21 protein-coding genes are annotated in these 23,622 nt (G+C 62.8%); 5 read left to right on the forward strand and 16 right to left on the reverse strand.

From position 1 onward, the window contains the following. The first annotated feature begins 85 nt into the window (after positions 1-85). From AACZ65_RS07765 to AACZ65_RS07785, 5 genes are all read left to right on the forward strand, one after another. Complete coding sequence (locus AACZ65_RS07765; protein ID WP_339669597.1) at positions 86-1,198, forward strand: efflux RND transporter periplasmic adaptor subunit; 1,113 nt, start codon at positions 86-88, stop codon at positions 1,196-1,198. Next, the gene (locus AACZ65_RS07770) at positions 1,195-4,293 is read left to right on the forward strand and encodes an efflux RND transporter permease subunit (protein WP_339669599.1); all 3,099 of its coding nucleotides are present in this window, start codon (positions 1,195-1,197) and stop codon (positions 4,291-4,293) included. The genes AACZ65_RS07765 and AACZ65_RS07770 overlap by 4 nt, the downstream gene beginning before the upstream one ends. Positions 4,294-4,395: 102 nt before the next feature. Beyond that, complete coding sequence (locus AACZ65_RS07775; RefSeq protein ID WP_339669601.1) at positions 4,396-6,204, forward strand: autotransporter assembly complex family protein; 1,809 nt, start codon at positions 4,396-4,398, stop codon at positions 6,202-6,204. Further along, positions 6,204-9,944, forward strand: coding sequence for a translocation/assembly module TamB domain-containing protein (locus AACZ65_RS07780; protein WP_339669603.1), 3,741 nt, complete (start codon positions 6,204-6,206; stop codon positions 9,942-9,944). Before AACZ65_RS07775 ends, AACZ65_RS07780 begins: the two co-directional genes overlap by 1 nt. Positions 9,945-10,056: 112 nt before the next feature. Then, positions 10,057-11,649, forward strand: coding sequence for an FMN-binding glutamate synthase family protein (locus AACZ65_RS07785; protein WP_339669605.1), 1,593 nt, complete (start codon positions 10,057-10,059; stop codon positions 11,647-11,649). Between the two features lie 203 nt (positions 11,650-11,852). On the opposite strand, the gene AACZ65_RS07790 is transcribed toward AACZ65_RS07785, so the two are convergent. The 16 genes from AACZ65_RS07790 to AACZ65_RS07865 all read right to left on the reverse strand — a co-directional run bounded on the left by AACZ65_RS07790 (position 11,853) and on the right by AACZ65_RS07865 (position 23,605). Next, complete coding sequence (locus tag AACZ65_RS07790) at positions 11,853-12,074, reverse strand: hypothetical protein (RefSeq protein WP_339669607.1); 222 nt, start codon at positions 12,072-12,074, stop codon at positions 11,853-11,855. A gap of 138 nt (positions 12,075-12,212) precedes the next feature. Then, on the reverse strand, positions 12,213-12,395 hold the full coding sequence (locus tag AACZ65_RS07795) for a hypothetical protein (protein ID WP_339669609.1): 183 nt from the start codon (positions 12,393-12,395) through the stop codon (positions 12,213-12,215). Beyond that, a complete protein-coding gene (locus AACZ65_RS07800; RefSeq protein ID WP_339669611.1) occupies positions 12,392-13,042 on the reverse strand; it encodes a lysozyme in 651 nt (216 codons plus the stop codon). The genes AACZ65_RS07795 and AACZ65_RS07800 overlap by 4 nt, the downstream gene beginning before the upstream one ends. After that, positions 13,039-13,251: a hypothetical protein gene (locus tag AACZ65_RS07805; protein ID WP_339669613.1), complete on the reverse strand. Its 213-nt coding sequence runs from the start codon at positions 13,249-13,251 to the stop codon at positions 13,039-13,041. The genes AACZ65_RS07800 and AACZ65_RS07805 overlap by 4 nt, the downstream gene beginning before the upstream one ends. Next, positions 13,239-13,658: a hypothetical protein gene (locus AACZ65_RS07810; RefSeq protein WP_339669615.1), complete on the reverse strand. Its 420-nt coding sequence runs from the start codon at positions 13,656-13,658 to the stop codon at positions 13,239-13,241. Before AACZ65_RS07810 ends, AACZ65_RS07805 begins: the two co-directional genes overlap by 13 nt. After that, the gene (locus AACZ65_RS07815; RefSeq protein WP_339669617.1) at positions 13,643-14,020 is read right to left on the reverse strand and encodes a hypothetical protein; all 378 of its coding nucleotides are present in this window, start codon (positions 14,018-14,020) and stop codon (positions 13,643-13,645) included. Before AACZ65_RS07815 ends, AACZ65_RS07810 begins: the two co-directional genes overlap by 16 nt. A gap of 23 nt (positions 14,021-14,043) precedes the next feature. Beyond that, on the reverse strand, positions 14,044-14,406 hold the full coding sequence (locus tag AACZ65_RS07820) for a hypothetical protein (RefSeq protein ID WP_339669619.1): 363 nt from the start codon (positions 14,404-14,406) through the stop codon (positions 14,044-14,046). Next, positions 14,396-14,713 (reverse strand): hypothetical protein, encoded by a 318-nt coding sequence (locus AACZ65_RS07825; protein WP_339669621.1) that lies wholly within the window; start codon positions 14,711-14,713, stop codon positions 14,396-14,398. The genes AACZ65_RS07820 and AACZ65_RS07825 overlap by 11 nt, the downstream gene beginning before the upstream one ends. A gap of 11 nt (positions 14,714-14,724) precedes the next feature. Next, complete coding sequence (locus tag AACZ65_RS07830; protein ID WP_339669623.1) at positions 14,725-15,603, reverse strand: hypothetical protein; 879 nt, start codon at positions 15,601-15,603, stop codon at positions 14,725-14,727. Positions 15,604-15,613: 10 nt separating this feature from the next. Next, the gene (locus AACZ65_RS07835; RefSeq protein ID WP_339669625.1) at positions 15,614-15,805 is read right to left on the reverse strand and encodes a tail fiber assembly protein; all 192 of its coding nucleotides are present in this window, start codon (positions 15,803-15,805) and stop codon (positions 15,614-15,616) included. After that, positions 15,805-19,590: a phage tail protein gene (locus AACZ65_RS07840; protein WP_339669627.1), complete on the reverse strand. Its 3,786-nt coding sequence runs from the start codon at positions 19,588-19,590 to the stop codon at positions 15,805-15,807. The genes AACZ65_RS07835 and AACZ65_RS07840 overlap by 1 nt, the downstream gene beginning before the upstream one ends. Further along, positions 19,587-19,970: a hypothetical protein gene (locus AACZ65_RS07845; RefSeq protein ID WP_339669629.1), complete on the reverse strand. Its 384-nt coding sequence runs from the start codon at positions 19,968-19,970 to the stop codon at positions 19,587-19,589. The genes AACZ65_RS07840 and AACZ65_RS07845 overlap by 4 nt, the downstream gene beginning before the upstream one ends. Then, a complete protein-coding gene (locus AACZ65_RS07850) occupies positions 19,967-20,668 on the reverse strand; it encodes a hypothetical protein (protein WP_339669631.1) in 702 nt (233 codons plus the stop codon). Before AACZ65_RS07850 ends, AACZ65_RS07845 begins: the two co-directional genes overlap by 4 nt. Beyond that, complete coding sequence (locus tag AACZ65_RS07855; protein ID WP_339669633.1) at positions 20,668-21,330, reverse strand: hypothetical protein; 663 nt, start codon at positions 21,328-21,330, stop codon at positions 20,668-20,670. The genes AACZ65_RS07850 and AACZ65_RS07855 overlap by 1 nt, the downstream gene beginning before the upstream one ends. After that, on the reverse strand, positions 21,330-21,521 hold the full coding sequence (locus AACZ65_RS07860; RefSeq protein WP_339669635.1) for a hypothetical protein: 192 nt from the start codon (positions 21,519-21,521) through the stop codon (positions 21,330-21,332). Before AACZ65_RS07860 ends, AACZ65_RS07855 begins: the two co-directional genes overlap by 1 nt. After that, complete coding sequence (locus tag AACZ65_RS07865; protein ID WP_339669637.1) at positions 21,521-23,605, reverse strand: hypothetical protein; 2,085 nt, start codon at positions 23,603-23,605, stop codon at positions 21,521-21,523. The genes AACZ65_RS07860 and AACZ65_RS07865 overlap by 1 nt, the downstream gene beginning before the upstream one ends. Positions 23,606-23,622: the final 17 nt, after the last annotated feature.

A 23,622-nucleotide genomic window follows, 5' to 3' on the forward strand; every position in this document is an offset into this window, starting at 1 on the left:
GGCTTACTATACGTTTGCACGAAGCTAGATTGCGCCCGTAACCCATGCGCGCTCCATCGCCCTCTGAAAACGGATTGCCGCACCAATGCAGATATGGAAACAACTGCTCTTGCTCTGCCTGATCGGCGGCACAGCCTATGGCGGCTATCTCGGCTATCAGACCTACCTTGTCGACGCGCCCAAAGCTGCGGCAGAAGCACAGACAGAGCGGCCTGTGACGGTAGAGATTGCCGTCGCAGAAGAGCGCATGTTGCAACAAACCATCGAAGCGGTCGGCACGACACGTGCGCTGCAATCCATCGACATCGTGCCCGAGGCGGACGGCAGGCTCACCAGCCTCAGGATCACCCCCGGCGCTCGCGTCGAGCAAGGCGATGTGCTGGCGCGGCTCGATGATACAATCCAGCGGGCGGACCTGACCGAAGCCGAGGCGATACTGGTCGAACAGCGGCAAACCCTCGAGCGCACTCGCCAATTGCGCCAGACAGCCGCGGTGTCGCAGGCGACAGAGGAAGAGGCCGTGGCGCGTCTGGCCGAAGCCGAGGCCGAGGTCGAACGCGCACGCCGCCGGCTTGAGGATCGAACCATTACTGCGCCTTTCGGGGGCGTGGTCGGGCTCACCAATTACGATGTTGGTGCACGCGTGGTCGAGGGTCAAGTGCTCACCAGGCTCGATGATCTGAGCGAGGTGGAGGTGGAGTTTTCCCTGCCTGAAACCGTTTTTGCCCTAGTGCAACCTGGCCAGTCCCTGATCGCTCGCAGCGCTGCCTTTGCGGACCGCGTTTTTGAGGGCACATTGGATGTAGTGGACAGCAGGATTGATCCGGTCGGTCGTGCTTTTCGAACCCGCGGGCGCATTCCGAACGCCGATGGCACGTTGGCTGCGGGGATGTTCTTGTCCTTGACGCTAGTGCTATCCGAGAGCACGCATGTCACCGTTCCGGAAGAGGCGCTGATATTTCAGGCCGCAGAAACCTATGTTTTTGTCGTCGCAGACGGCAAGGCCAGCCGCCGCACCGTCACCTCCGGTCAGCGCAAGGATGGGCGGATTGCGATCCTATCAGGATTAGAGGCCGGCGAAGAGGTGATCATTCGCGGGCTGCAACGGGTCCGTGATGGAAGCGCACTCAAGATCTTGGGCGCGGACAAGGACGCCACGGCGAAAACCGATCTCGCCAAGCCGGAGAGCGCGACGTGACACTGTCGGACATCTCGATCAGACGTCCGGTTCTGGCCGCTGTGGCCAGCCTCCTGATCGTGATCTTCGGTGTCGCGGCGCTGCGGTCTATCCCCGTGCGCGAATTGCCGGATGTGGACAATGCCGTCGTGACCGTGACCACCACCTATCGGGGGGCTGCCCCCGAAGTGATCGACACGGACATCACAGAGACGGTTGAGGGTGCCATCGCCTCTATATCCGGCATTCGCACCATCAGTTCCGAGAGCCGTCAAGGCCGCAGCCGCGTCACCATCGAGTTTGAAACCAGTGTCGATATCGACGTGGCCGCCAATGACGTGCGCGATGCCGTAGGCCGGGTACGTGGCGACCTGCCTGAAGAGGCGGACGAACCGCAAGTCGTCAAGAGCGATGCCGATGCCGACCCCGTGATGCGCGTCGCCGTCACGTCGGATCGCATGACCACGGCTGAAATCACCGACTATATCGACCGTTTCGTGGTGGATCGGTTCTCTACCCTCGACGGGGTGGCCAATGTCGACGTGATCGGCGCGCAGCCTTTTGCAGTGCGGATATGGATCGACCGCCGTGCGCTCGCCGCGCGCAACCTCACCGTCTCGGATGTCGAGGCGGCGCTCTTGCGCAACAACCTCGAACTACCCGCCGGCGAGGTGGAATCGATCAACCGGCAAATGACCGTGCGGCTGAACAGCCGGTTGGACAGCGTCGAGGATTTCCGCGACATCGTGATCGACCGCGTGGCGGGCTATCCGGTGCGGTTGGGCGATGTGGCGCGGGTGGTGCCGGGGGTAGCAGACGATTCCACCATCGTGCGCACCAACGGGACAGAAGCCGTCGGTATGTGGATATTGCGGCAGAGCCAGTCCAACACGCTCGAGATTTCCAAGGCCGTGCGTGCCGAGATCAAGACGCTGGAACCGAACCTGCCCGAAGGCATGAAGATCATCGTCGGCTCTGACGATGCGCTCTTTGTCGGGGCGTCGATCCGCGAGGTGGTGATCGCGCTCTTTATTTCTCTGGCGCTTGTAGTCGCGGTGATCCTCCTCTTCTTGCGCAGCCTCCGTGCCACACTTGTTCCTTTCATCACAATTCCTGTGTCGTTGATCGGCAGCTTTCTCTTGATCGGCATGTGGGGCTTTTCGCTCAACACGCTGACATTGCTTGCGCTTTTGCTGGCGATTGGTCTGGTGGTGGACGATGCGATTGTGGTGTTGGAAAACATCCAACGCCGGATCGAGGATGGGGAATCTCCGCTGGTGGCCAGCGTGCATGGCGCACGCCAAGTGACTTTTGCCGTCATCGCCACCTCTGTCACCTTGATCGCGGTTTTTGTGCCTCTCTCGTTCATGCCCGGTCAGGTGGGCCGCCTCTTTGTGGAATTTGGTTGGGTTATGGCAGGAACGGTCGCGATTTCGACCTTCGTGGCTCTCTCCGCCTGCCCGGCGCTCGCCTCCAAGGTGCTGAGCGCGCGCAAACTGCGCGCGAACGCCTCAACCGGCCCACGCCCGCCCTCGTGGGTTCAGCGCGTCTATCGCGCACTTCTGACCCGCGCCATCGGCATGCCTCTGGTGATCCTGCCCTTGACCCTTGCCATCACGGCGGGGGCCGCACTCTTTTATGACAGCCTGCCCCGCGAGTTGGCCCCACGCGAGGATCGCGGCGTAGGCTTTGTGCCGCTTACGGCACCGCAAGGCTCGACCGTGGGTCATTCCGACATGGCCGCCCGTCAGGTCGAGGCTATTCTCGAACCTCTGCGCCAATCAGGCGAGATCGAGACCTTGTTCAGCTTTACCGGCTGGGGCGGAAGAGCCTGGCGCTCTTTCGTCGTGTTTCGCCTTGCCCCTTGGGAAGAGCGCGATCGCCCCGTATCCGCCATCGTCAGCGAAATCGCCCCGCAGATGGGCCAGGTCACTATCGCACGCGGCTTTCCCGTAACCCCGGCGGGCCTTGGCCTACGCGGCAGTTCAACACCAGTGCAGGTGGTTATCGGCGGTCCAGATTTCGAGAGCGTCAAGGAATGGGCAACCACTCTGCTGGAACGCGTCGAAGCAGTGGAGGGTCTCGTCAATCCCGAGATCAATTTCGAACAGAACCTGCCACAGCTTGACATCGAGATCGACCGCGCCCGCGCAGATGATCTGGGCATCTCTGCCGATGTGATCGCGGCCACGTTGCAAACCATGCTTGCCTCGCGCGAAGTCACGACCTTTGTCAGCCGGGGCAGCGAATATCCCGTGCTGGTGCAGGCCGAGGATGCAGACCGCCGCATCCCCACAGACATCGAAAACATCTTCCTGCGCGCGGGCGATGGCGAGACGCTGGTGCCGCTTGGCGCGCTCGTAACCCTGACGGAGAATGCCGCAACCCCCTCGCTCCGGCGCTTTGATCGCCTGCCCTCGATCCAACTGTCGGGCGCGCTTGCCCCGGATGCCGAACTGGGGGACGTGCTGGCACAGGTTCAGGACATCGCAGAAGACATCCTGCCGCCCGAGGCCAAGCTGGGCTACGATGGCCAATCGCGCACCTATATGGACACATCCGCCGGGGTCGGCGTCGTGTTCCTGCTGGCGCTGCTGATTGTCTATCTTGTGCTTGCGGCGCAATTCGAGAGCTTCGTGCATCCGCTCGTCATCATGCTCACCGTGCCTGTGGGCGTGGCAGGGGCAATCTATGCCATGGCGGCGGGGGGATTGTCGCTCAACGTCTATAGCCAGATCGGAATCATCCTACTGATAGGGCTCATTTCCAAGAACGGCATCCTGATTGTAGAATTCGCCAATCAACTCCGCGACGAAGGCTATGAGGTGCGTGAGGCAGTGATCGAGGCTTCCGTCCTGCGTCTGAGGCCCATCATGATGACCGCGATCTCTACCATTCTCGGCGCAGTGCCGCTTGTTACCGCTTCTGGCGCGGGGGCTGAGAGCCGCATCGCGGTGGGCACGGTGATCATCGCGGGTCTTGCCATGGCTACAGCGCTCATGCTCTTTGTCACGCCGATCCTCTATGACTTGATGGCCCGGTTCACCCGTCCACGTGGTGCGATTGAAAAGACACTCGATGCCGCCCTTGGCAAGCGTGGCCAACCCGCTGAGTGATTTCTTGCCAAGACCGCTCTCCGCGCCTCGTTTTACGGCTTGCAAGGGTGGCAATCCCAAGGGTGCAATGCCATAAAAGACAGAGTCGAAGGGGGGCATCAGGTGCTGCAATCAAGGTTCGGAAAATCGGCCCTTACCGCGCTCTGCCTTTGTCTTGCGCCCTCGCTCGCATACGCCGCCGAGGTCAGGCTTACCGCTCCCGAGGCGGGGGATGGGTTCACGGACCGGCTGCGCAGCGCGTCGCTCTCGATAACCACCGCCGCGAAAGAAGAAGCGACCGCACAGGATTTGCTGGCCGCCGCACAATCGGATTACGGGCGCCTGATCGGTGTACTCTATGCCGAAGGCTTCTATGGCGGCGTGATCCGCATCCGCGTCGACGGCCAAGAAGCCGCCAGCATCCCCCCTCTGCGCGCGCCAAACGAAATCAGACAGATCGACATCACCGTCGAACGCAACGCACCCTTCGTCTTTTCAACCGCCCGCGTCGCACCGCTTGCGCCAAAAACCGCACTGCCACCTGAATTTGCCAAGGGCAACCGGGCCAAGGGCGATCTGATCGGCGAGGCCACGCGCAGCAGTATCGACGCGTGGCGGACCAGCGGGCATGCCAAGGCGCTTGTTGCAGAGCAAACTATTATTGCCGATCACGCAGCCTCGACACTTTTTGCCGACATCAGCCTTGATCCCGGCCCGCGCCTGCGTTTCGGCAGGCTTTTGCTGGCTGAGGAAAGTCGCGAAAGCCGCGTGCGTCCAGAGCGCATTCGCGATATTGCAGGACTGCCGACCGGACGACAGTTCTCGCCCGAGGAATTGGACGAGGCCGCTGCGCGCCTGCGCCGCAGCGGTGCCTTTCGATCGGTCGTGATGATCGAGGCGGACAGGCCCAATACCGACGGAAGTCTTGACATTACGGCCCGCGTCACCGACGCCAAACCGCGCCGCCTCGGCTTTGGCGCGGAACTGGCCTCGCTCGAAGGGTTGACGCTCTCGGGCTTTTGGTTGCATCGCAACCTCTTTGGCGGGGCGGAACGGTTGCGGCTTGATGCCATGATCGGCGGCATCGGTGGCGACTCTGGCGGCGAGGACTACCGCCTTGGCGCACGCTATGACCGGCCCGCAACCTTTCACCCCGATACCGGCCTCTTTCTATTGGCAGTGATCGAGGGCAATGACGAACCGGATTATACCGAATCCAAGGTCGAGGTCGGCGGTGGTTTTACCCGGATATTCTCGCAGGAGTTGAGCGGCGAAGCGGGGATTTCCTATCGCTATTCCGACATCGACGATGATCTCGGGCGGCGTGAATTGCAGCATCTCCTCTTTCCCGCCAGCCTCACGTGGGACAAGCGCAATGATCCGCTCAACGCAACCTCTGGACATTTCATCGACGTCACGCTGACGCCCTTTATCGGTCTCGACGACAATTCAGGGGACGGTGTGCGCATGTTTGCCGATGCCCGGCATTACCGCAGCTTTGGGGATGGCGACCGCTTTACCCTGGCCGGGCGCGCGCAGATCGGATCGGTCGCAGGGCCATCGGTTGGCGAAATTCCGGCCGACATGCTGTTTTACTCCGGCGGGGCGGGCACTGTGCGCGGACAGGATTACCAATCTCTCGGGGTCGATCTTGCCCCGGGCGTCACCGTTGGCGGGCGCGCCTTTGTCGGCTTTTCAGGCGAATTTCGCGCCACCGTTACCGACAAGATTCAGGCCGTCGCCTTTGCCGACACGGGTTTTGTCGGTCAGGATGCCCTTGGCACGGGCCGCGGGGATTGGCACAGCGGTGCCGGGATTGGCGCGCGCTATTTCACCCCTGTGGGTCCAATTCGCGTGGATATCGCAACGCCCTTGGGCGACAAGGTCGGGGAAGATCTCGAAATCTATATCGGTATTGGGCAGGCGTTCTGATGGCGCGTCTATTCCTCATCCTTTCGCTGGTGCTGACGGCGTTTGCGAGCCCGCTCTTGGCGCAATCCGCAGAAGAGGACCGCGGCTATCTGCAGGCCCTTCTTGAGGATAATCTGTCGGGTGCCGGGCGCGAAGTGCGGATCACCGGCTTTGCCGGGGCGCTGTCGTCGCGGGCGACGATCGAGGAACTGACCATTGCCGACCGCGATGGTATCTGGCTCACGCTGCGCGAGGTGGCGCTCGATTGGACGCGCACGGCGCTTTTGCGCGGACGGGTCGAGGTCAACCGCCTGACCGCACGAGAAATCATTGTGGCACGCGCCCCGATCGCCGAAGAACCGCTCTCGCCAGAGATGGCAGAGGCCACGCCATTCCGCCTGCCAGAGCTTCCGGTCTCGGTCAATATCGGCGAAATCAGCGCCGAGACGCTCACGCTTGGCGCGCCCCTGTTGGGCGAAGAAATCGCCCTGCGCCTGCTCGGTCGGCTGTCACTGGGCAGTGGCGAAGGCGCGGCAGAAATAGATGTGACCCGGCTTGACGGGCGCGGCGCGGTCACGCTCGACGCAAGTTTTGTCAATGCGACAGAGGTTCTGGCACTTGATCTGTCGTTGCAAGAGGACGCAGGCGGCATCGCTGCCACATTGCTGCAACTGCCGGATCGGCCCGCGCTCGCGCTCGGGATCAGCGGCACGGCCCCTTTGAATGACTATACGGCCGAAATCCGCCTCGCCTCGGACGGCACACCCCGTCTGACCGGGCAAGTCACGATCCGCGACGCAGCCGCGGATGAGACGACAGCCAAGGTCTTTGGCGCGACCCTTTCTGGCGATCTCACCCCCCTCTTTGCCGCCGACTACCGCCCCTTCTTTGGCACGCAAAGCGCGCTCAAACTGACCGGCACGCGCCAACAGAACGGGGCTCTGGAGATCGCGGATTTCACGCTTACGGCGGCACAGATCGCCCTCTCCGGTGCCCTGTCGCTTGATGCGGCGGGTTGGCCACAGCAGTTCAGGCTCAACGGGCAATTGGGCGACGGCGACACGCGTGTGCGTTTGCCGATCAGCGGCCCGGCAACCCATATCCGGGGCGCAACGATTGACGCCGCCTTTGATGCCGCGCGCGGCGACCGTTGGCGCGCACGGCTGGGTCTGACCGGGTTCGAGCGTCCCGACATCGGTCTTTCCACAGCGACCCTCTCAGGCCGTGGTGCCTTGGAACGCACCGCGCCACGCGGTGTCACCGCGCTGATGGAATTCGACCTGGGCGGGATGCGCATTGACGATCCAGCAGTGTCCGAGGCCGTCGGAACAGAGATTGGCGGGCTCGCCTCTCTCGATTTTACCGAGGGTCGCCCGCTTGTCCTGAGGGCGCTCCGCCTTACGTCAGGCGCAGCGCAGCTCACGGGCAACGGGCAAATCTCTGCCTTTGCTGACGGCTTTCCCGTCTCTGGCACCGCCACGCTGGAGGCACCCAATCTCAAACGCTTTGCTGCCCTCACCGGACAGAATATCGCAGGTGCCGCCAAGGCCACCATGACAGGATCCGGCAGCCTGCTTGGGGGTGACTTCGACATCACGCTCGATGCCGAAACAGATCAACTGGCAGTCGGCATCGCCGAGGTTGACCCCCTGATCGCAAGCGCGGGCACGCTTTCTCTCGCGGCACGCCGCGACACAACAGGCATCGCGCTCGATCGACTTCAGGTCGAGAACGAGGTTATTCGAGCCACGGCATCGGGGCGTTTGAACGGGGACAGCGGCGCGCTCAGCCTTGCAGCGCGGTTGACTGATCTCGCGCTCGCCGATCCGCGTCTGTCCGGCCCGGCGGAACTCAGCAGCAATGTTGCGTGGCAAACCGGCGGTGACGTGACACTAACCGGGCTTGACGCAGCCTTCATGGGCACCCGCTTGCGCGCCGACGCATCGCTCTCGCCCGAGGCGGCGGGTTTGCCAGTCAGTGGCGAACTCCGGGCCGAGATCACCGATCTGGCGCGTTTCAACGCTCTGGTTGGTCAGACCCTGCGCGGCGCACTTGATCTCAGGGTCGCGGGTAAAGCCAAGGATCGCGGGCAGGATGTGGAGATCAATACAGCGATTGACGGGCGTGACCTGCGGACCGGAATTGCGGACCTTGACAAGCTCATCGCCGGACGGCTCAAGCTCACGGCCGCCGGTGCGCGGCGTCTTGACCGGATCGAAATTGACACGGTCGAGCTTGAGACACCACAACTCACTCTCTCAGCAGGATCGCCCCGCCCCGACACCCCCGTGGATTTCAATGTGCGTCTGGCCAATCTCGGGCTCTTCGCCCCGGATTTTGCAGGTCCGGTGACGGCTACGGGGCGCGCCAGCCTGTCCGGAGATCTTGCACAACGGGTGGCCGTGACACTTTCGGCAGAGGGTCCGGGGGGCACGACGGCGCAGGTCTCGGGCGATATCGTAGATCACGGTGCGCGGCTTGATCTGAGCGCCAGCGGCGCGCTCCCCTTGGCGCTTGCCAATAGCTATATCCGGCCAAATGCGATTCAGGGCACGGCGCGCTATGATCTGCGGATAAACGGGGCCCCTGCCCTGCCTGCTGTTTCGGGCACGATCAGCACATCTGACACACGTATCGCCCTGCCCGCAACCGGCCTGACGGTCGAAACCCTGAGCGGCACCGCAACCCTCGGTCAAAGCCGTGTGCAGACAGACTTTACCGCCCGGATGCGCGATGGTGGTGAGATACGAGTGACGGGGCCGATTGGCCTGACACCCGGTTTCTCGGGTGATCTGGAGGTTGGGCTTGACGGTCTCGTGCTAACCGACCAGTTGATCTACACCACCACGGTGAATGGCAACATCGGCGTTAATGGCCCCCTGACGGGCGGCGCACGGATCGGCGGGGCGCTGACACTCGAGGAAACCAATATCCGCATCCCGTCTGGATTGGGGGCGTCTTCGGTCTCGCTGCCGGATCTTCAGCATAGGAACGAACCGGCCGCGGTGCGCCAGACCCGCGCGCGCGCCGGCCTGATCCAGACCGAAACCGCAGGGCGCGCACGGCCCTATCTGCTCGACCTGTCGATCAGCGCACCCAACCGGATATTCGTTCGAGGGCGCGGGCTTGATGCCGAACTGGGCGGCAACTTGCGCCTAGCGGGAACCACCGATGCCGTTGCCCCAGACGGTTTTTTTGAACTGATCCGAGGTCGGATCGACATCCTTGGTCAAAGGCTTACGATGACCGAGGGGCGCATTACCATGCAAGGCTCGCTTGATCCATTTCTACGATTTGTGGCCACCACCGATGCGGGCGACGTTGCCGTTCAGGTCATCGTCGAAGGCTTGGCAAGCGCGCCCGAGGTGCGTTTTGCCTCTGATCCCGATCTGCCACAGGAAGAGGTCGTCTCGCGCCTGATCTTTGGCCGTGGCCTCGACAATATCTCGGCGTTTCAGGCTGCACAGATGGCCTCGGCAGTGGCGACACTGTCGGGCAACAGCAACGCCGACGTGGTCGGCAAGCTGCGCGGTGCCATCGGCCTCTCGGATCTGGACGTCACCCAAACCGAAGATGGCGGCACCGAGGTCAGTGCCGGCGCGTATATCTCGGACAAGGTCTATACCGAGGTCACAGCCGACAGCGACGGAAAGCAACGCATAAATCTCAACTTTGATCTCAGCGACAGTGTCACGCTCAAGGGCGGGGCCTCTAACGATGGCTCCTCTGGGGTCGGCGTGTTCTTTGAGCGCGATTATTGAGCGAAAACCAAAACCCTTTCGCAGATTGCTAAGAATTCGTGCATAAAAGACTGACCGAAGGCCTCGGCGCTTGGAACAATTCGTGCAGCGGTCGGGCAAAAGGGAGGATCGCATGCGTTATATTCCACTGTTGCTTAGCATTTTGCTCGTGCCTGTTGGCGGGCTGCTGGCTGTCTGGTTGCCTTTTTGGGGCGGATTGCTGGCGGGGCTTGCAGGCGTGGCCGCGTTTATCGGTCTTTACGATCTGTTCCAGACCAAACGCGCCGTGCTCAAAAACTACCCGCTCTCAGCACGGCTGCGCTTTCTCTTCGAGCATTTCCGCCCTGAAATCCGGCAATATTTCCTAGAAAGCGACCACGACGAGACCCCATTCTCCCGCGAGCAGCGCGCGCTGGTCTATCGCCGCTCCAAGGGGATTGAGGGCCTACGCCCCTTTGGTACCTTGCGCAATGTCAATGCCGTGGGCCACGAGTGGATCAATCATTCCATGTCACCAAGCCATCTTGGCGACATTTCCTTTCGTCACCTTATCGGCGGCCCGGACTGCGCCCAACCCTACGACAGCTCTGCGCTAAACATCTCGGGCATGTCCTATGGCGCGCTCTCGCCCACGGCGATCGAGGCGCTGAACTGGGGCGCGAAACTGGGTGGCTTTGCGCATACCACCGGCGAAGGCTCCATCTCTCGGTTTCATCGCAAACATGGCGGCGATCTGATCTGGCAGATTGGTTCGGGTTATTTCGGATGCCGCACGGCCAATGGCGCATTTGACCCCGAGATGTTTGCCACGAATGCCGCCAACGATCAGGTCAAGATGATCGAGATCAAGCTGAGCCAAGGGGCCAAACCCGGACACGGTGGCATCCTGCCGGGGGCCAAAGTGACAGAGGCGATTGCAGAGGCGCGCGGCGTCCGCGTCGGTCAGGACTGCATCAGCCCCGCCGCCCACTCCGAATTTTCCTCGCCCGAGGGGCTCTGTCGGTTCATAGCCCGCCTGCGCCAACTCTCAGGTGGAAAGCCTGTGGGGCTCAAGCTCTGCGTGGGCCATCCGTGGGAAGTGTTCGCCATGGTCAAGGCCTTCCATGCCACCGGCATTACGCCCGATTTCATCACCATTGACGGGGCCGAAGGCGGAACCGGCGCGGCCCCGGTAGAATTCGCCGATCACAAGGGGGCCCCCATCCGCGAGGGGCTGATGCTGGTGCACAACAGCCTCGTCGGGGTGGGATTGCGCGACCGCATCCGCCTGATCGCCTCGGGCAAGATCATCAGCGCCTTTGACATGTGCCGCATGTTCGCCCTTGGCGCCGATGGCTGTAACATCGCGCGCGGATTCATGTTCGCGGTAGGTTGCATTCAGGCGCAGGTTTGTCATTCCGGCAAATGCCCCACGGGCGTCACCTCGCAGGATCCCGGGCGTTACCGTGCGATCGTCGTTACGGAAAAGCATCTGCGCGTCGCCAATTATCACCGCAACACACTCTTTGCGCTCAAGGAAGCGGTGGAATCCTCTGGTCTCCAGCGCCCACAGGAATTCACCCCGCATCACCTGATGATCCGCGTCAACAGCCGCGAAGTGCGGTCCGCCGCCAGCCAATATCTTTGGCTGCAACCGGGCGAATTGCTCAGTGGTCATGTCAGTCATCCAGCCTTTGCGAAATACTGGGACCACGCCCGCCCCGACACCTTCGCCTTCGCTCCCTGAACGAAGGCCGCGAATGACAGGGATTAGCGGGTTCTGATCAAAGGAAAACGAATGGTGCCCAAGGTGGGCACGCGATTTTTTCTTTAAGTCAATATCTTGGATCGTATTTTGGGGAAAATATGCGCGATTAAGCCACGATCACAGCGCCTCGCCGCCGATCAGGTCGAGCACGGTTTGCCCGCCGCAGAGGATAAGCGCGCGGATCATCGGACAGCCCTCCGGCACACGGCCTCGAATACGTCATAAGCCCGGCCAATCTGGGCAATTGTTTCTGGCGTGTCGGCGCGTGAGCGCGTGGGCAAGCTGTCCTGCCAAGCGTCACACATTGCCGCCTCAGTCTCGCCACCCGCGACGGTCGTCTGCATCTGGCACCCCGTCAGCATCACGAGCGCGGCGGCGAATATCGTCAGCCCTTTGCCTGTCATTGTCCTGCACCTTTCTTAGAGCCTCAGAACGCCCCTGTGAGCGCCCCCGTTGCTTTGCCACACCCAAGGCCGCGAGACCGGCCAATACCAGCGCCACGGCCTGCCCCACGCGGCTGCGCAGGGCCATGAGCAACCAAGTCACTTCTTGCCCCACTTGGCGAACATGGCCGCGACCGCAGCGCCTGCCACGGCAAGACCGGTTGCCGCCGCTTCAAGGTCAATCGTGACCGTCTGGGCGTTGGCGTCGTAGACGATGCCGGGAACAAGCGCGACGAGCGGCGCGATGAAATAGAGAATGACGCGGAAATATACGGGGTTCATCGCTTGATCCTTTCGATTGCGACCCAGATGGCCTTGACGATTGCCGCCACCCAATTGGCAGGCGGCGTGTCCGGTTCGGCTGCCGGTGGCGGACGCATGAGGGCCAGCATTTCGCCGCCCCGCATGGTGCGCAGGATGCCCTTGAGGTTGCCCTTGCCATCGGTGCGCCAGACCGGAATGGAATCGCCGTTGTGGTCATAATCGCCAGTCTGAAACAGGCGCATTTCAGCCTTGCGCCTATTGTAAATTTCGGCGGGCCTTAGCCAGCCCATAAAATGCCGCGCGGCGTCCTTGTCGCCCCGGTTGATCGCCTTGGTCAGTTGCGCCCGGTGGATACCGCCCGTGTTGAAATCGAAGCTGACCAGCGCGTCGAATTCGTGCTGCTTAAGCGGCACCTTGATAGCTGCGTTCACCCGCGCCTCGTATTTGGTAAGGTCTTGGCGGAACACGTCGATTGCCCGCATGACTGCGGCGTCAACGTCCGCTGGCATGGCACTATTCATTTCGCGCGGATCAAGACCGCCCGCCGCCGCAGTGTGTCCGATGCCGAAAGTCCAGACGCCCACGCTGTCGCGGTAAGGAGCCGGGACAACGCCCTCATGCTCGGCAATCTCAAGTATGCCTTTATCCGATGTTTTCATGCTCATTTCCCAACTCCCAATGCGCCCTCGATCCGGGCCAACCGCTCGCGCAGGTCGGTGAGGGATTTTTCCATGCCGTCGATTTTCTCAGCGAGCGGATCGCGCGGCGCGCGCCCGTTGCGCACGCTCTGAATCCACTGAAACGCCAGCAGGCCCGCGAAAATCCCCGGCGGGCCAAACACGGCCAACGCCTGCTCCATCACTAGGTTTTCCATTGCAACGCGGCTCCTACGAACATGCTCAGGTGAAACGGCACCAGCAGGAACGCGGCGTAGAGCGCGACGGCTATGTCGCCGCCGGTCAGGGCCGCGCTGTAGGCAAGCGCGACGTGCTGGCAGATATGCAGGCCACCGCCAAACAGAACCATCCCGCGCTTGACCGGGTTGATCAGGCCGATCAGCGCCGCGCAGGCCCCCGTCATTGTCAGGAACGCCCAGAACTCAGCCGGGAACGAATACGCGAACTCACCCCATGTCGTCGGGCTGAATTCTGACGCGCCCGATCTGGCGTCAATCCAGAAGACGCAGCCGATCATGAACAGACCTAGCTGCACCAGCCCGTAGATGGGCGCGTATCGCTCAAGCGTGTGCATCCCTGCGATTGACCCTAGCGCGCGGTCCATGCCCTGCCCCCGTAGTAGATTAGAAACGCCGCGACACCGACGAGCGGCAGGAATTGAGCGGGGCCGGTCACGTATCCCGCGTGCAAGCACGATGCCCACGCGCCGATGCCTGCCAGCCAGAACAGGGTATCGGCCCGCATGTCGCTTGCCTTTGCCCCGCGCCGCAAAAACTGCGCCGCTTCCCATGCCACCACCAGACCGCCGGATACCCACACCGCCGGAATGACACCCAAGGGCAACTGCAGGACCGCCAATAGGCTTGGCCCCGCAATGGCCGCATGACCGGCTTGGTTCAAGCTGCCGACGTATGGCTGGTTTGCAAAATCATCCGGGCGGCGCAACTCGGCCAAGACCTCGGACATAAACCGGCGCGCGCGCCCGAGCATCAAAACCGCGCCGCCAATTCGGCCACGCCTGCGGGCACCTCCGGCCAGACCGGATCGGTGCCGGTCTCAATGGCGCGGCGGCACTCGGTCTGCATCGCCGCGACCCATGCTTTCCAGCCCTGCGCCAGCGTCAGGTCGCCCTCTTGCAGACCGGACGCCGCCAGAGCATCGGCGCGGGGGATGCCGTCAAGAACGGCAGCGGTGAACACGATCCCGGCTTGGGCGATGTTCATCTGCGTGGCCTCGGACCCCACGGCGAGGATGCGCGCGCGGCAGTCGGCCTTGATCGTGGTAGCGCGGGCAAGCGCTGCGGCCTGCGCCTTGGTCTCGGCGGTAATCGCTTGGGTGAAATCAATCTGCATCGGGTGTCTCCACGGCGTAGGGCGGCAGGGTCACGGGGCCGTTGCCTGTGAGGGTGAGGGGCGCGGGAAAGAGCGTTTCTTGCGGCGCGTTGGCCCCGTGAGGCAAGACGAGCGACAGGCGCAGCGTGCCGTCCACCCGCTCGACCGGTCCTGCGAACCAGTCGCTTGCGATTGCCTCGCGCGGCAGGGTTGCGCCATCCGGCAGGGGCGTGAAATCAAACACCTCGCCGTTGATCGTGAGCGCATCGCCAGTGCGGCTCAGCGTAAGGGGTGTGTCGCGGCGGGCGGGGGAAAGGGTGATCTGCATGGCGGTCTCCTTTAGAACCAACGGCCGAGAGCGACCGCGATGAATTGCGATGCTGACGCTGTCGAGATGAACCGCATCGGCAGGACCGAACATGCGCTGTTAGTCGAGGAGAACGGTGCCAGCCAAGATCGCCCGAGATTTGGGCTGGCGCCGAAAATCCCCGGCAACGTCCCGCTCGCAAAGCCCGCAGGATAGGTCCAGTTTGTCGCCGCCGATGCGCTGTAGCCCGCGCCCTCTGCGACGTTGATCGCCCCGGTTGTCAGGGTGTGCCAGCAAATCTGCGTGCCATCGGCAAAGCGGACATAGTCGCCGTTGGCGTTGCTGCCCGGCTCGATCCCGGCCCCCGTGGGCACGCCACCGGATTGGCTGACGGTGCCGAGCAGGTTGGACCGGGCAAAGACCTGCGACCCGTTCAGCAACAGATTCGTGACGGCATTGAGGCCCGCACTCGACAGCAGCGCCCTTTGCACACCACCCGTGACCATGCCGATCTGATCGGCAGCGGGGCGACGAAAACCGGTGTTGAGATCGGCGAGAAACGCTAGCCCCGGCTCGGACAATGTGCCATCGCCAAACCGGCCAGAGAGCGGGCCATCCTGCGCCGCCTGGAACACGGCCAGCGCGTCATTGACCGCCGCAATCAACCCGTCGCGCACAGCCCCGAGATTGGCAATCGCATAGGCCCCACCGCTGATCGTCGTGCCCGCATAGGCCACGGCCAGCGTGATCGAGGTGTTGGAATTGACCGATTGCACCTCGCCGATGATCTGGCGGTCATAAACCACCATCATGCCGGGGCTGACATTTGCCACCCACGCGGTGCCGGTGCCGGTCAGCGCGGTGCTACCGTTGGTCAGGTTGATCGTGCCGGTTCTATACCACAGGCTCATGGCGTCCCTCTCAGTTGATGTTGTCGGGCCGCTCGGGCCAGATGATTTGGTCGGGGTCCGTCACCCCGTTTGTCACGTCGCGTAGCGCCTGCCGGTATTCGGCCCACGCGGCCCGCACCTCTGGCGTGACCGGCGCGTCGGGCATCTGCGTCCAATCGCAGGCCGCGAGCAGTTGGTTTCGAACTCTGCGGATATTATGCATCACACCAACCCCGCGATTGATTCCTCTACGGTCCACATCTGAGTGCCTGCCATAATGACAGGCTCCGACACCCCCGGCCCGGCAGGCACAACGGTCCTGACTTGGAGTTCATAGGTGGTGGCGGATGCGTTTGCTGTAGTGCGTTGTTTGACGGAGAAAAACTCTTGCGAGATGTCCAGTGCCGGAACCTCGCGCCTATAGGGAGGGACGCCAGACATGAGCACGCCGTTGCGCAAGATGCGATACTGGATGCTGTTGCTGGCCGCCTCTTCCTTCACTGACGAAATCGCGATGCGGCAGTTAAAAATCATATTCATGTCAGAGGGGCGATTTGCGTGATTGGCGGTGAGAGTCAGGACGGTGGAATAGGTCGTGAATGCGACGGCAAAGTTTGACGCGAGCGTTGTGGAACTGATTACGCCTGTCGCGTTTGGTGCAATCAACTCCTCGGTCACGGTCAGACGCTCGACAAGGATTTCCTCCGCGAAAATCTTGGTAGCGAGGAAATCGCCCGTCACCTCGACCGTGCCGTCGAGCTTGATAAAATCGCCCCGAATGCGGGCGGTCGTCACCGGCTCGGTGATCCCGTCATCCACCTGCACCAGCGACAGCACGTCACCACCGCCAAGTTTCCAGACAAAGCCTGAGGTGATCCCGTCGAGCGTCGATTCGGCAAAGGCGCTGGCCTCGGCCAGCGCGGTCATGCTGCCGTAGCTCGCGCTGATCGTCTGGTTGACGGCAGCGACCGCCCCCGCTGCGTCCACCTTGGTCGCGTTGATCGTGGTGATCGCGCTCTCTGCTGTGCCAAGCCGCGTTTCCTGCGCCGCGACAACGCCGGTCAGCACCCCTGTCTCGCTGGCCCTGACCGTGCTTTCGGCCAGAATCTGCGCCTGCGCCTCGGCGACCTGCGCCGTGAGCGTCAGCCGCTCCGCCGCTTCGGCCTGCAGCCCCTCGGTCACAACGGCGGTCAATTCCCGCCGCCCCGACGCCGCAGCGTCGCGCGCGCCCTGCCCGTCGAGCCACGCGCGCAAAAGGCCCTCCGCTGCTGCGTCATCCGATTGCAGTGTCTCATCTCGCAAAAGCCGCTGGTCGGACACGGCAAAGGTGATGCCAGCCCCGTCCAGTGTCTCGATAGCGATCTCTGCATCCGACAGCCGCGCCTCGGCTGCGTCGAACTCCACCTGGTCGACCTTGAGCGCCAGCGCCCCTTCGGCGCTATCCAACCGCCCGGTGACCTCTGTCATCGTGACCAGCCCGCCCTCGACGGTCAGCGTGTCCGACAAGAGCGTCAGCGTGCCCGCCGCCGCGTCGAGCGCGATTTCAACATCCGTGACGCGCGCCTGCAACTCGGTCAGAGAGGCCAGATCGGCGGGATCCAGAACCGCCGCTGCGATTTCGTCACGAACCTCGGTCAAGCTGGCCTTGAGGCTCACCGTCGCGGCCAGCGCGTCAAAATTCGCCTCGACCAGCGATTGCCGCTCTTGCGTGGTGTCAACCCCGGCAATCCGCACGGTGCCGCTGGTTGGATCGACATAGACCCCGGCATCGGTCAGGCGGCGCGAGAGGCCGAACTGGCTCAGGTCCAACTCGACCAGCCGGTCCTCGATGTTGCGCACCGCATCCGCGATCCCGCGCAGCTGCGGCGTCTCGAAATCCAACCGCTGCAAAAGCGTTTCGCGCGGCGGCTGCCCCGGCACAATCGGCGCGATGTTCGCCCCGATCTCGTCCAGCAGGTCCAGCACCGATTGCGGCGTCCCGGCTTCGCCCAGAACCGCATCGTGCCGGTCAAAAGCCGTGTCGATCTGATCGCGCAGCGCGTCTGCAAGATCGGATTGGGTCAACCGCAAATCCGGCGTGGTCACGCTGAGCCACGGCGTCCATGCGGTTGGGGCATCCGCCACATAGCGCGCGCGGACCTCGTATTCCGTGGCGGCGATGATGTCGCCACGCACCAGCACGCGGGCACCGTCCACAGGCTTGATCCCCTCGGCGACGATCTCCTGCGTGGCCTTCACGCGGACCTGGTATTTCAGGTTGCGGATCGCGGGCAGGCTTTCAATCGTCCACGTCAACAGGATCGCCGGGCGGCGCGCGTTGCCCGCTGCATCGGACAGGCCAAAGGCCGCGACCGAAAGCGGCACCACAAGCGGCGCGGGCGGGGTCTGGCCATTGGTCGGCAGAGGTGCCGGCACATCCAGTTCCGGCCCCCAATCGGTATCGCCCGCCTCGCGCTCGCGCATCACCACGACCTGCAAGAGCGTGTCGGGCCGGTCCTCTACCTCGATGACCTCAAAGGTCTTGTTCGTGTAGCCGTAAATCTCCGAGGTGAAGCTGATCGAATCCAACGGCTCGACCAGGGCAAAAGAGGGCGGTAAGGTCACTTGGAACGTTACAAACCGGCGCGCATCGAGCAGCAGCGAATTCAGCAGGTGCTGCGCCTGCGCCTTGACGCTCACCGCAGGCAGGCCGACGCTCGAAACCCGCTTTTCGCCGTCTTCTGCCACCCAATCCTCATTAAGGATAAGATCGGCCTCACGCCCTTCCCAGATGTCGTTTGGCTCAACATAGGTGCCGGTGATGCCGTTGGTCACGTTCTCGTGGGCTGGGAATGGGGTCTGGGTTAAGGATTCCGTGATCACGAAATCTGCATCCGTCAGGGCCAGCACCGGCGCAGAGGGCGCACCCACGCGCACCCGGAACACGCCGCCGAACTCTGCCATCTGGGCAAAGCTCGCGCGGTTCATCTCTTCGATCACATCGGCGGGTTCCATTTCCTCGACGTTGATCTCGAACCCGGCCACATACTGCTTGCGGTCGCCGATCAGCACGTCGCACTCGTTCATCGCCGCGAACCAGTTATCCAGTGGCAAATCCTCTGCCGCCACTTTGCCGCCCCAGATGTCGCCCGTGGGCAGAGTGATCCCGCGCAGGATATTGTAGTTGATCACCTGCGGGTTATCGCTGAATTCCCACGTTGTCGGATCATCCCACCGATGCGCGCCGGAACCGCCAACGGTCGTATCCTTGCGCGGGTCATAGAACTTGATGCCCTGCACCTCGAAACGCACCGAGGGCAGGCCCTGATAAATCTCGGGATCAAGCGCGAACTCCAGCACCGCATAGGCCGTGCCGCGCAACACGTGATCGGTTGTCCAAGGGCGATCAGGGTGGTTGCCGTAGTGCGTCACCAGCGTCGGATCGGCGGCGGTCTGCGTGCCATCGTAGAACCACAGCCACGCGGTCGGATCGGTATCATCCTGCCGAAACTCGGTCAGGATGCGCCGCCCGGAATTGGCGGGAACCTCCTGAAAATTGCCGGTGCCATTATCCGGTGCCTCGATGTCCGAATACTTGCCGTTTATGATGATCCGCCCGGTCAGGCCGGTAACGGGGATATTCGAGACCTCAAGGATATAGGTCAGGATGCCGTTGTTCTTGAACCGGGAATAGGCAGGCGCAACCGCGTGACCTTCAACCGCATAGGTGCCCACGACGAATTTCTGCGGCGTCACGTCGCCGGTCGTGGTCTGCTCGGTCTGGATACCTTGCCCGTTGACCTTGGGCTTTTTCGCGAACACCTGCCCCAAGAGCGACAGACCAGCGCCCACGATGATCTGTGTCGCAAATGCCCCGAGCGCGCCGAACCCGGCTGCAATCGCGGCAAAGGTGCCAGCCCCGGCACTCGACGCGGCCAGCGCCACGGCAATGGCGGTCGAAATCGGCTCGGCCATAGCTCCGCTGGGCGCTGCGATGAGCGCCGCAAGGATCGCGAAAAACAGGATCATATCTTGAAGGCCCTCAGCGCTTTCAGTCGGGAAAGGTGGCCCAGCCCATCGGGGCGCAGCACGAACACACGGTCGCTGGCAAAGATGCCCATGGCATCATTTTGGCACACCGCCAGATCGCCCACCTGCGCCATCGCGGGCGGGGTCTCCGGGAAGAGGCTGGCGATGTAATCGACGTGGCTGGCAAAGCCGTCCTCGGCCATCACGCGGGCAAGCCCCGCCATGCTGCGATAACGCCCGCGCCACCGCTTGCCGTGATCCGTGCCAGTGCAGGCTTTGACCCACCCGGCCACATACATCCCGCAATCGTGGCTGCCGGGGCGAAACCGCTTGGCGCGCACGGTGGCAAGGTAGTCGATAAGCATCTGCGCCCGGTTCATCCGCGTGTGTCCCCATTACTACTGCCACCGCCTGCGCGCTCATCTGCCGTGGGCGTGGCTGGTGTGACGGTCGTGGGCGGCGGCGTGCCGTTCTGCGACTTGCCTGCCCCCCAGAACACCGGCACAGCGCCCGAGGTGGCGGCATATTCGCGGCCACGGTCTGCGGCGCTGATCCGGCGTTGTGCGGAATCGGATTTCTTGAGCGCCAAGGTGCGGGTCAGGGCACGGGCGGCGCTCGCTACGGTCATTTCGACATCCGCCGCCTGCCCCTCTGCGGCGCGCGGCAAGGGCATTTCCTCGACCCACCCCTTGATCACGCGCACGGGCACGCCCACCTGCACCGCCTTCACCGGATCGAAAAACACGCGATGCACTTCAACAGGTGCACCGCGCAGGTCATAGAGGTTCACCAGATTGACCACAGCAGCCGGGATGCCGGAAAAGCGGATCGTGTGCATCCGCACGTTCAACCCTACCTCGCCCCGGATCGCATCAAGACCAAGGATCGACCCTGCCCCCTGATAGCTGCGCGCGGTCTCGCCAATCGTGAACTGCCGCACGTCAAGGCCGTTCCAAAAGCCGACAGCCTCGATCAGCCCTGTGGACCGGCGGCGGGCAGAGACCCACACCAGATGCCGCGATATGACCCCCGACAGGCTGGCCAGCATCGACTCGGTGGCTGTGCCGTAATCCCGCATTACTGCCCCACGATCTGCACGAATGAAAACTGCGGCCCCTCGGACACGACAGGCCGTTGCACGCCGTAACCGGGGTTCGGTTCCAGCCGCGCCTTGATCACCGGCTTGATCAGCGTCACAGCCGCGCCCGTGGTGACGCCCGGCTGAATCGGCGGCGTGACCTGAAACGACGCCGCAACCCCGAGCGCCGTGGCCTTGATGTCGCTCACCAGCCGGTGCAGCGCGTAGCGCGTGGGGCTGCTGCCATATTGCCAGCCGATCAGATCGCCGCCGCGCAACTGGTAGTTCGCGGGTAGGCCGGATACCGACATGATCCGTGCGTCCGTGCCGTCGAGCGCCGAGATCACTGGCGTGGCGGCCCCCAAAAGCGCGCCGGTCGGGTCCGCTGCCGGGTGCGTCTTGGACGGGTCATAAACCAGAAACGACGCGCCCGGCGTGTCCAACACGGATAGGAGCGCGTCAATCCGGGCGGCGTTGCTGCGGTCGTTCGTGGGCGGCAGGGAAAACGATCCCCGCCACACCGGCTCGCCAAGCTGGGCCGGCAGCGGCACACCGCTTGACGTGCGGTCGATCTGCAAGGGCGTGTTAATCACCAATTGCGAAACCGAGATTTTCAGCCGCTCTTGAAAATCGGTCAAGGCCAATGGATATGCTAAGGGCATCAGCCGCGCCTCTTGACTGGATCAACGACGGGGATAGCGGGTTCTCGAACAATCTTAGAAAGCTCGATGGTGTCGCCGCGCAGAATGACTTCCTTCACTTCTCGCTTGACCGTCTTCAACACCAGAAACGCCCCCGCTGCACCGCCAGCCAAGCCAGACAAAAAAGAAACTGCGATGATGAGAATATCCATTAGCCACGCCTCCGGGGGTCTTTGTTGATCCGGTCCACCGCAACCGACAGGCCCTCGCGCGCGAATTGCTTGATGCCCGCCTGCGTTACCTGCACGGCCACCTCGCCAGATATGCGCCGCACGTCTTGCACGATGCTGCCATTCTCGACGCGGGCGACAACTTCGATGCGGCCACCGCCGCCGCCCTGCATCATCCGGGCCGTGTCCACCCGCGAGGTGACATTGGCCGGGCCGCTCACGATCTCCGGGCCGCGCTCGCCGACGATGCCAAACTGCCCCGCGCCGATGCGCCCGCCCGTGTCAAAGAAGCCCGCGAAAAGACCGCCAAGCGCTGAGCCGATGCCGCCGAATAGACCTCCGCCACCACCGCCAGACGCCCCCGAGAACAGGTTAAAAAGCGCATCCTCTATCGGCTTGAAAGCGTTATCAATCAGGCGGTCACGCAGGTTGCCAAATACCCCCTGCATCGCGCCAGAAAAGGCCTCGGCGTTGACCTTGCCGCTTTTGAAGGCGTCCTTCAGCGGGTCGGTTATGCCAGCCGCAAGTTGCTTTGCTGAGTCCGCAGCCGCCTGAGCGGCCTCACGCGCCGCCTTGGTCATATCGGTTAGGCCCTTCGCAGCTTTCGCCGCTGAGCCGCCTGAGCCGCCAACATCGTCGAGGGTATCCGCGAGAGTGCGCGCGCTGTCTGCGGCCTCGGTCGTGGCGTCGCTTTCGGAATTGATGATGTCCCTAAGCCCGCCAATAGCATCAGACACGCCTTGCCCTGCGTCACGAATACGCTGGCCGCCTCGGTTGATGCTGTCGACAGCGCCGTCAAAAAGCCCATCCGCAAGGCCGCCAAGAATGCCAGACGTATTGGATCGGCCCATCACCCCAAGGCCCAAGGTCTCGCCGAAGGCGGAACCCGCAAGCGCATTCCACGCATCGCCCATGCCGTTAACAAGGGCATCCCATGCTTTCGCGATCTCTGCGAAGGCGCGCACAAAAGAACCGGTGATTGCAGCCGCGACCCCGGCCAATATCTCCGACAATCCCCAAGCCGTATTGCCGATACCGAGGAAGACAGATTTCCCGAGATCGAACACCGCGCTTAGGGCTTCGCCCCAAGAGCCTGTGGAATCGCGCAGGCGCATCATAAAGTCGATCAGCGCGCCGACACCTACGATCAATGCGCCGATCCCGGTTAAGATCATCCGCCGCTGCAAGATAACAAAAGCGGCGGCAAGGGCAGACACCGCAGCGATCGCAGGCCCGCCGATGAAATCCGCGAGACTGGAAAGCCCAGATACAGCGCCAGAAATGACCGTGACCCAACCGCGCGTGGCGCTCACAATTCCGTCAATCACAGCCCGCAGTGCACCGCCTTCTCTGAGGCTGTCAGTAACAGCCAAAGCCAAGGCCCCTAGGGCCGGGACAACGGCAATCGCCATCTGCTGTCCGAACACTCGCGCGACAAGAGACAGACGGCCAATGCGGTCGTTTGCCTGCTCAATAGACGCCGCAACTGGGCCACTCAGCGCGAGGCCATAATCCTCAACATCCTTGCGCGCCTGCCGGATCGCATCGCCGCCGCCTTGCAAAAGCAGGACCATTTCTCGGCTGCGAACACCAAGCGCCTGTAACAGCGCGGTTGCCTCGCCCGAACTCAGGCCGAGGTCTTTGACACGATCTGCAATCAACGCAATCTTTTCATCGGCCTCTAGGGTTGAAATCCCCTCTGCGGTAAGACCCAGACGATCAAGCGCCTCCGTCGTATTCTTGCCGCCCTTGGCAATTTCGCGGTCGATGTTTTGCAGGTTGTCGGTCAGGGCTGAAACCGGAACGCCCGCTTCTTCTGCCGCCAACTTGATTGCCTCGAAGCCACCAATAGATGCGCCCAGCCTCCGAGACGCTTTCGCCGCAGCATCAATATCGCGCGCACCCGCAAGGGCCGCAGCGTTCAGGGCGGTAAAGGCTGCGGCGCCAATCGCAGCAATCTTCTTCACCTGAGCCGCCAGCTTTTGAGTAGAGGATTGCGCCCGCTTCGCGCCCTTCTCGAACTGCGCCGAATCAAGACCGAGGTTGACACGCAGTGCGCCGATCACAGAGGATGCCATTCGTT

It is taken from the genome of uncultured Roseovarius sp., from assembly GCF_963972555.1.
Classification (GTDB): Bacteria; Pseudomonadota; Alphaproteobacteria; order Rhodobacterales; family Rhodobacteraceae; genus Roseovarius; species Roseovarius mucosus.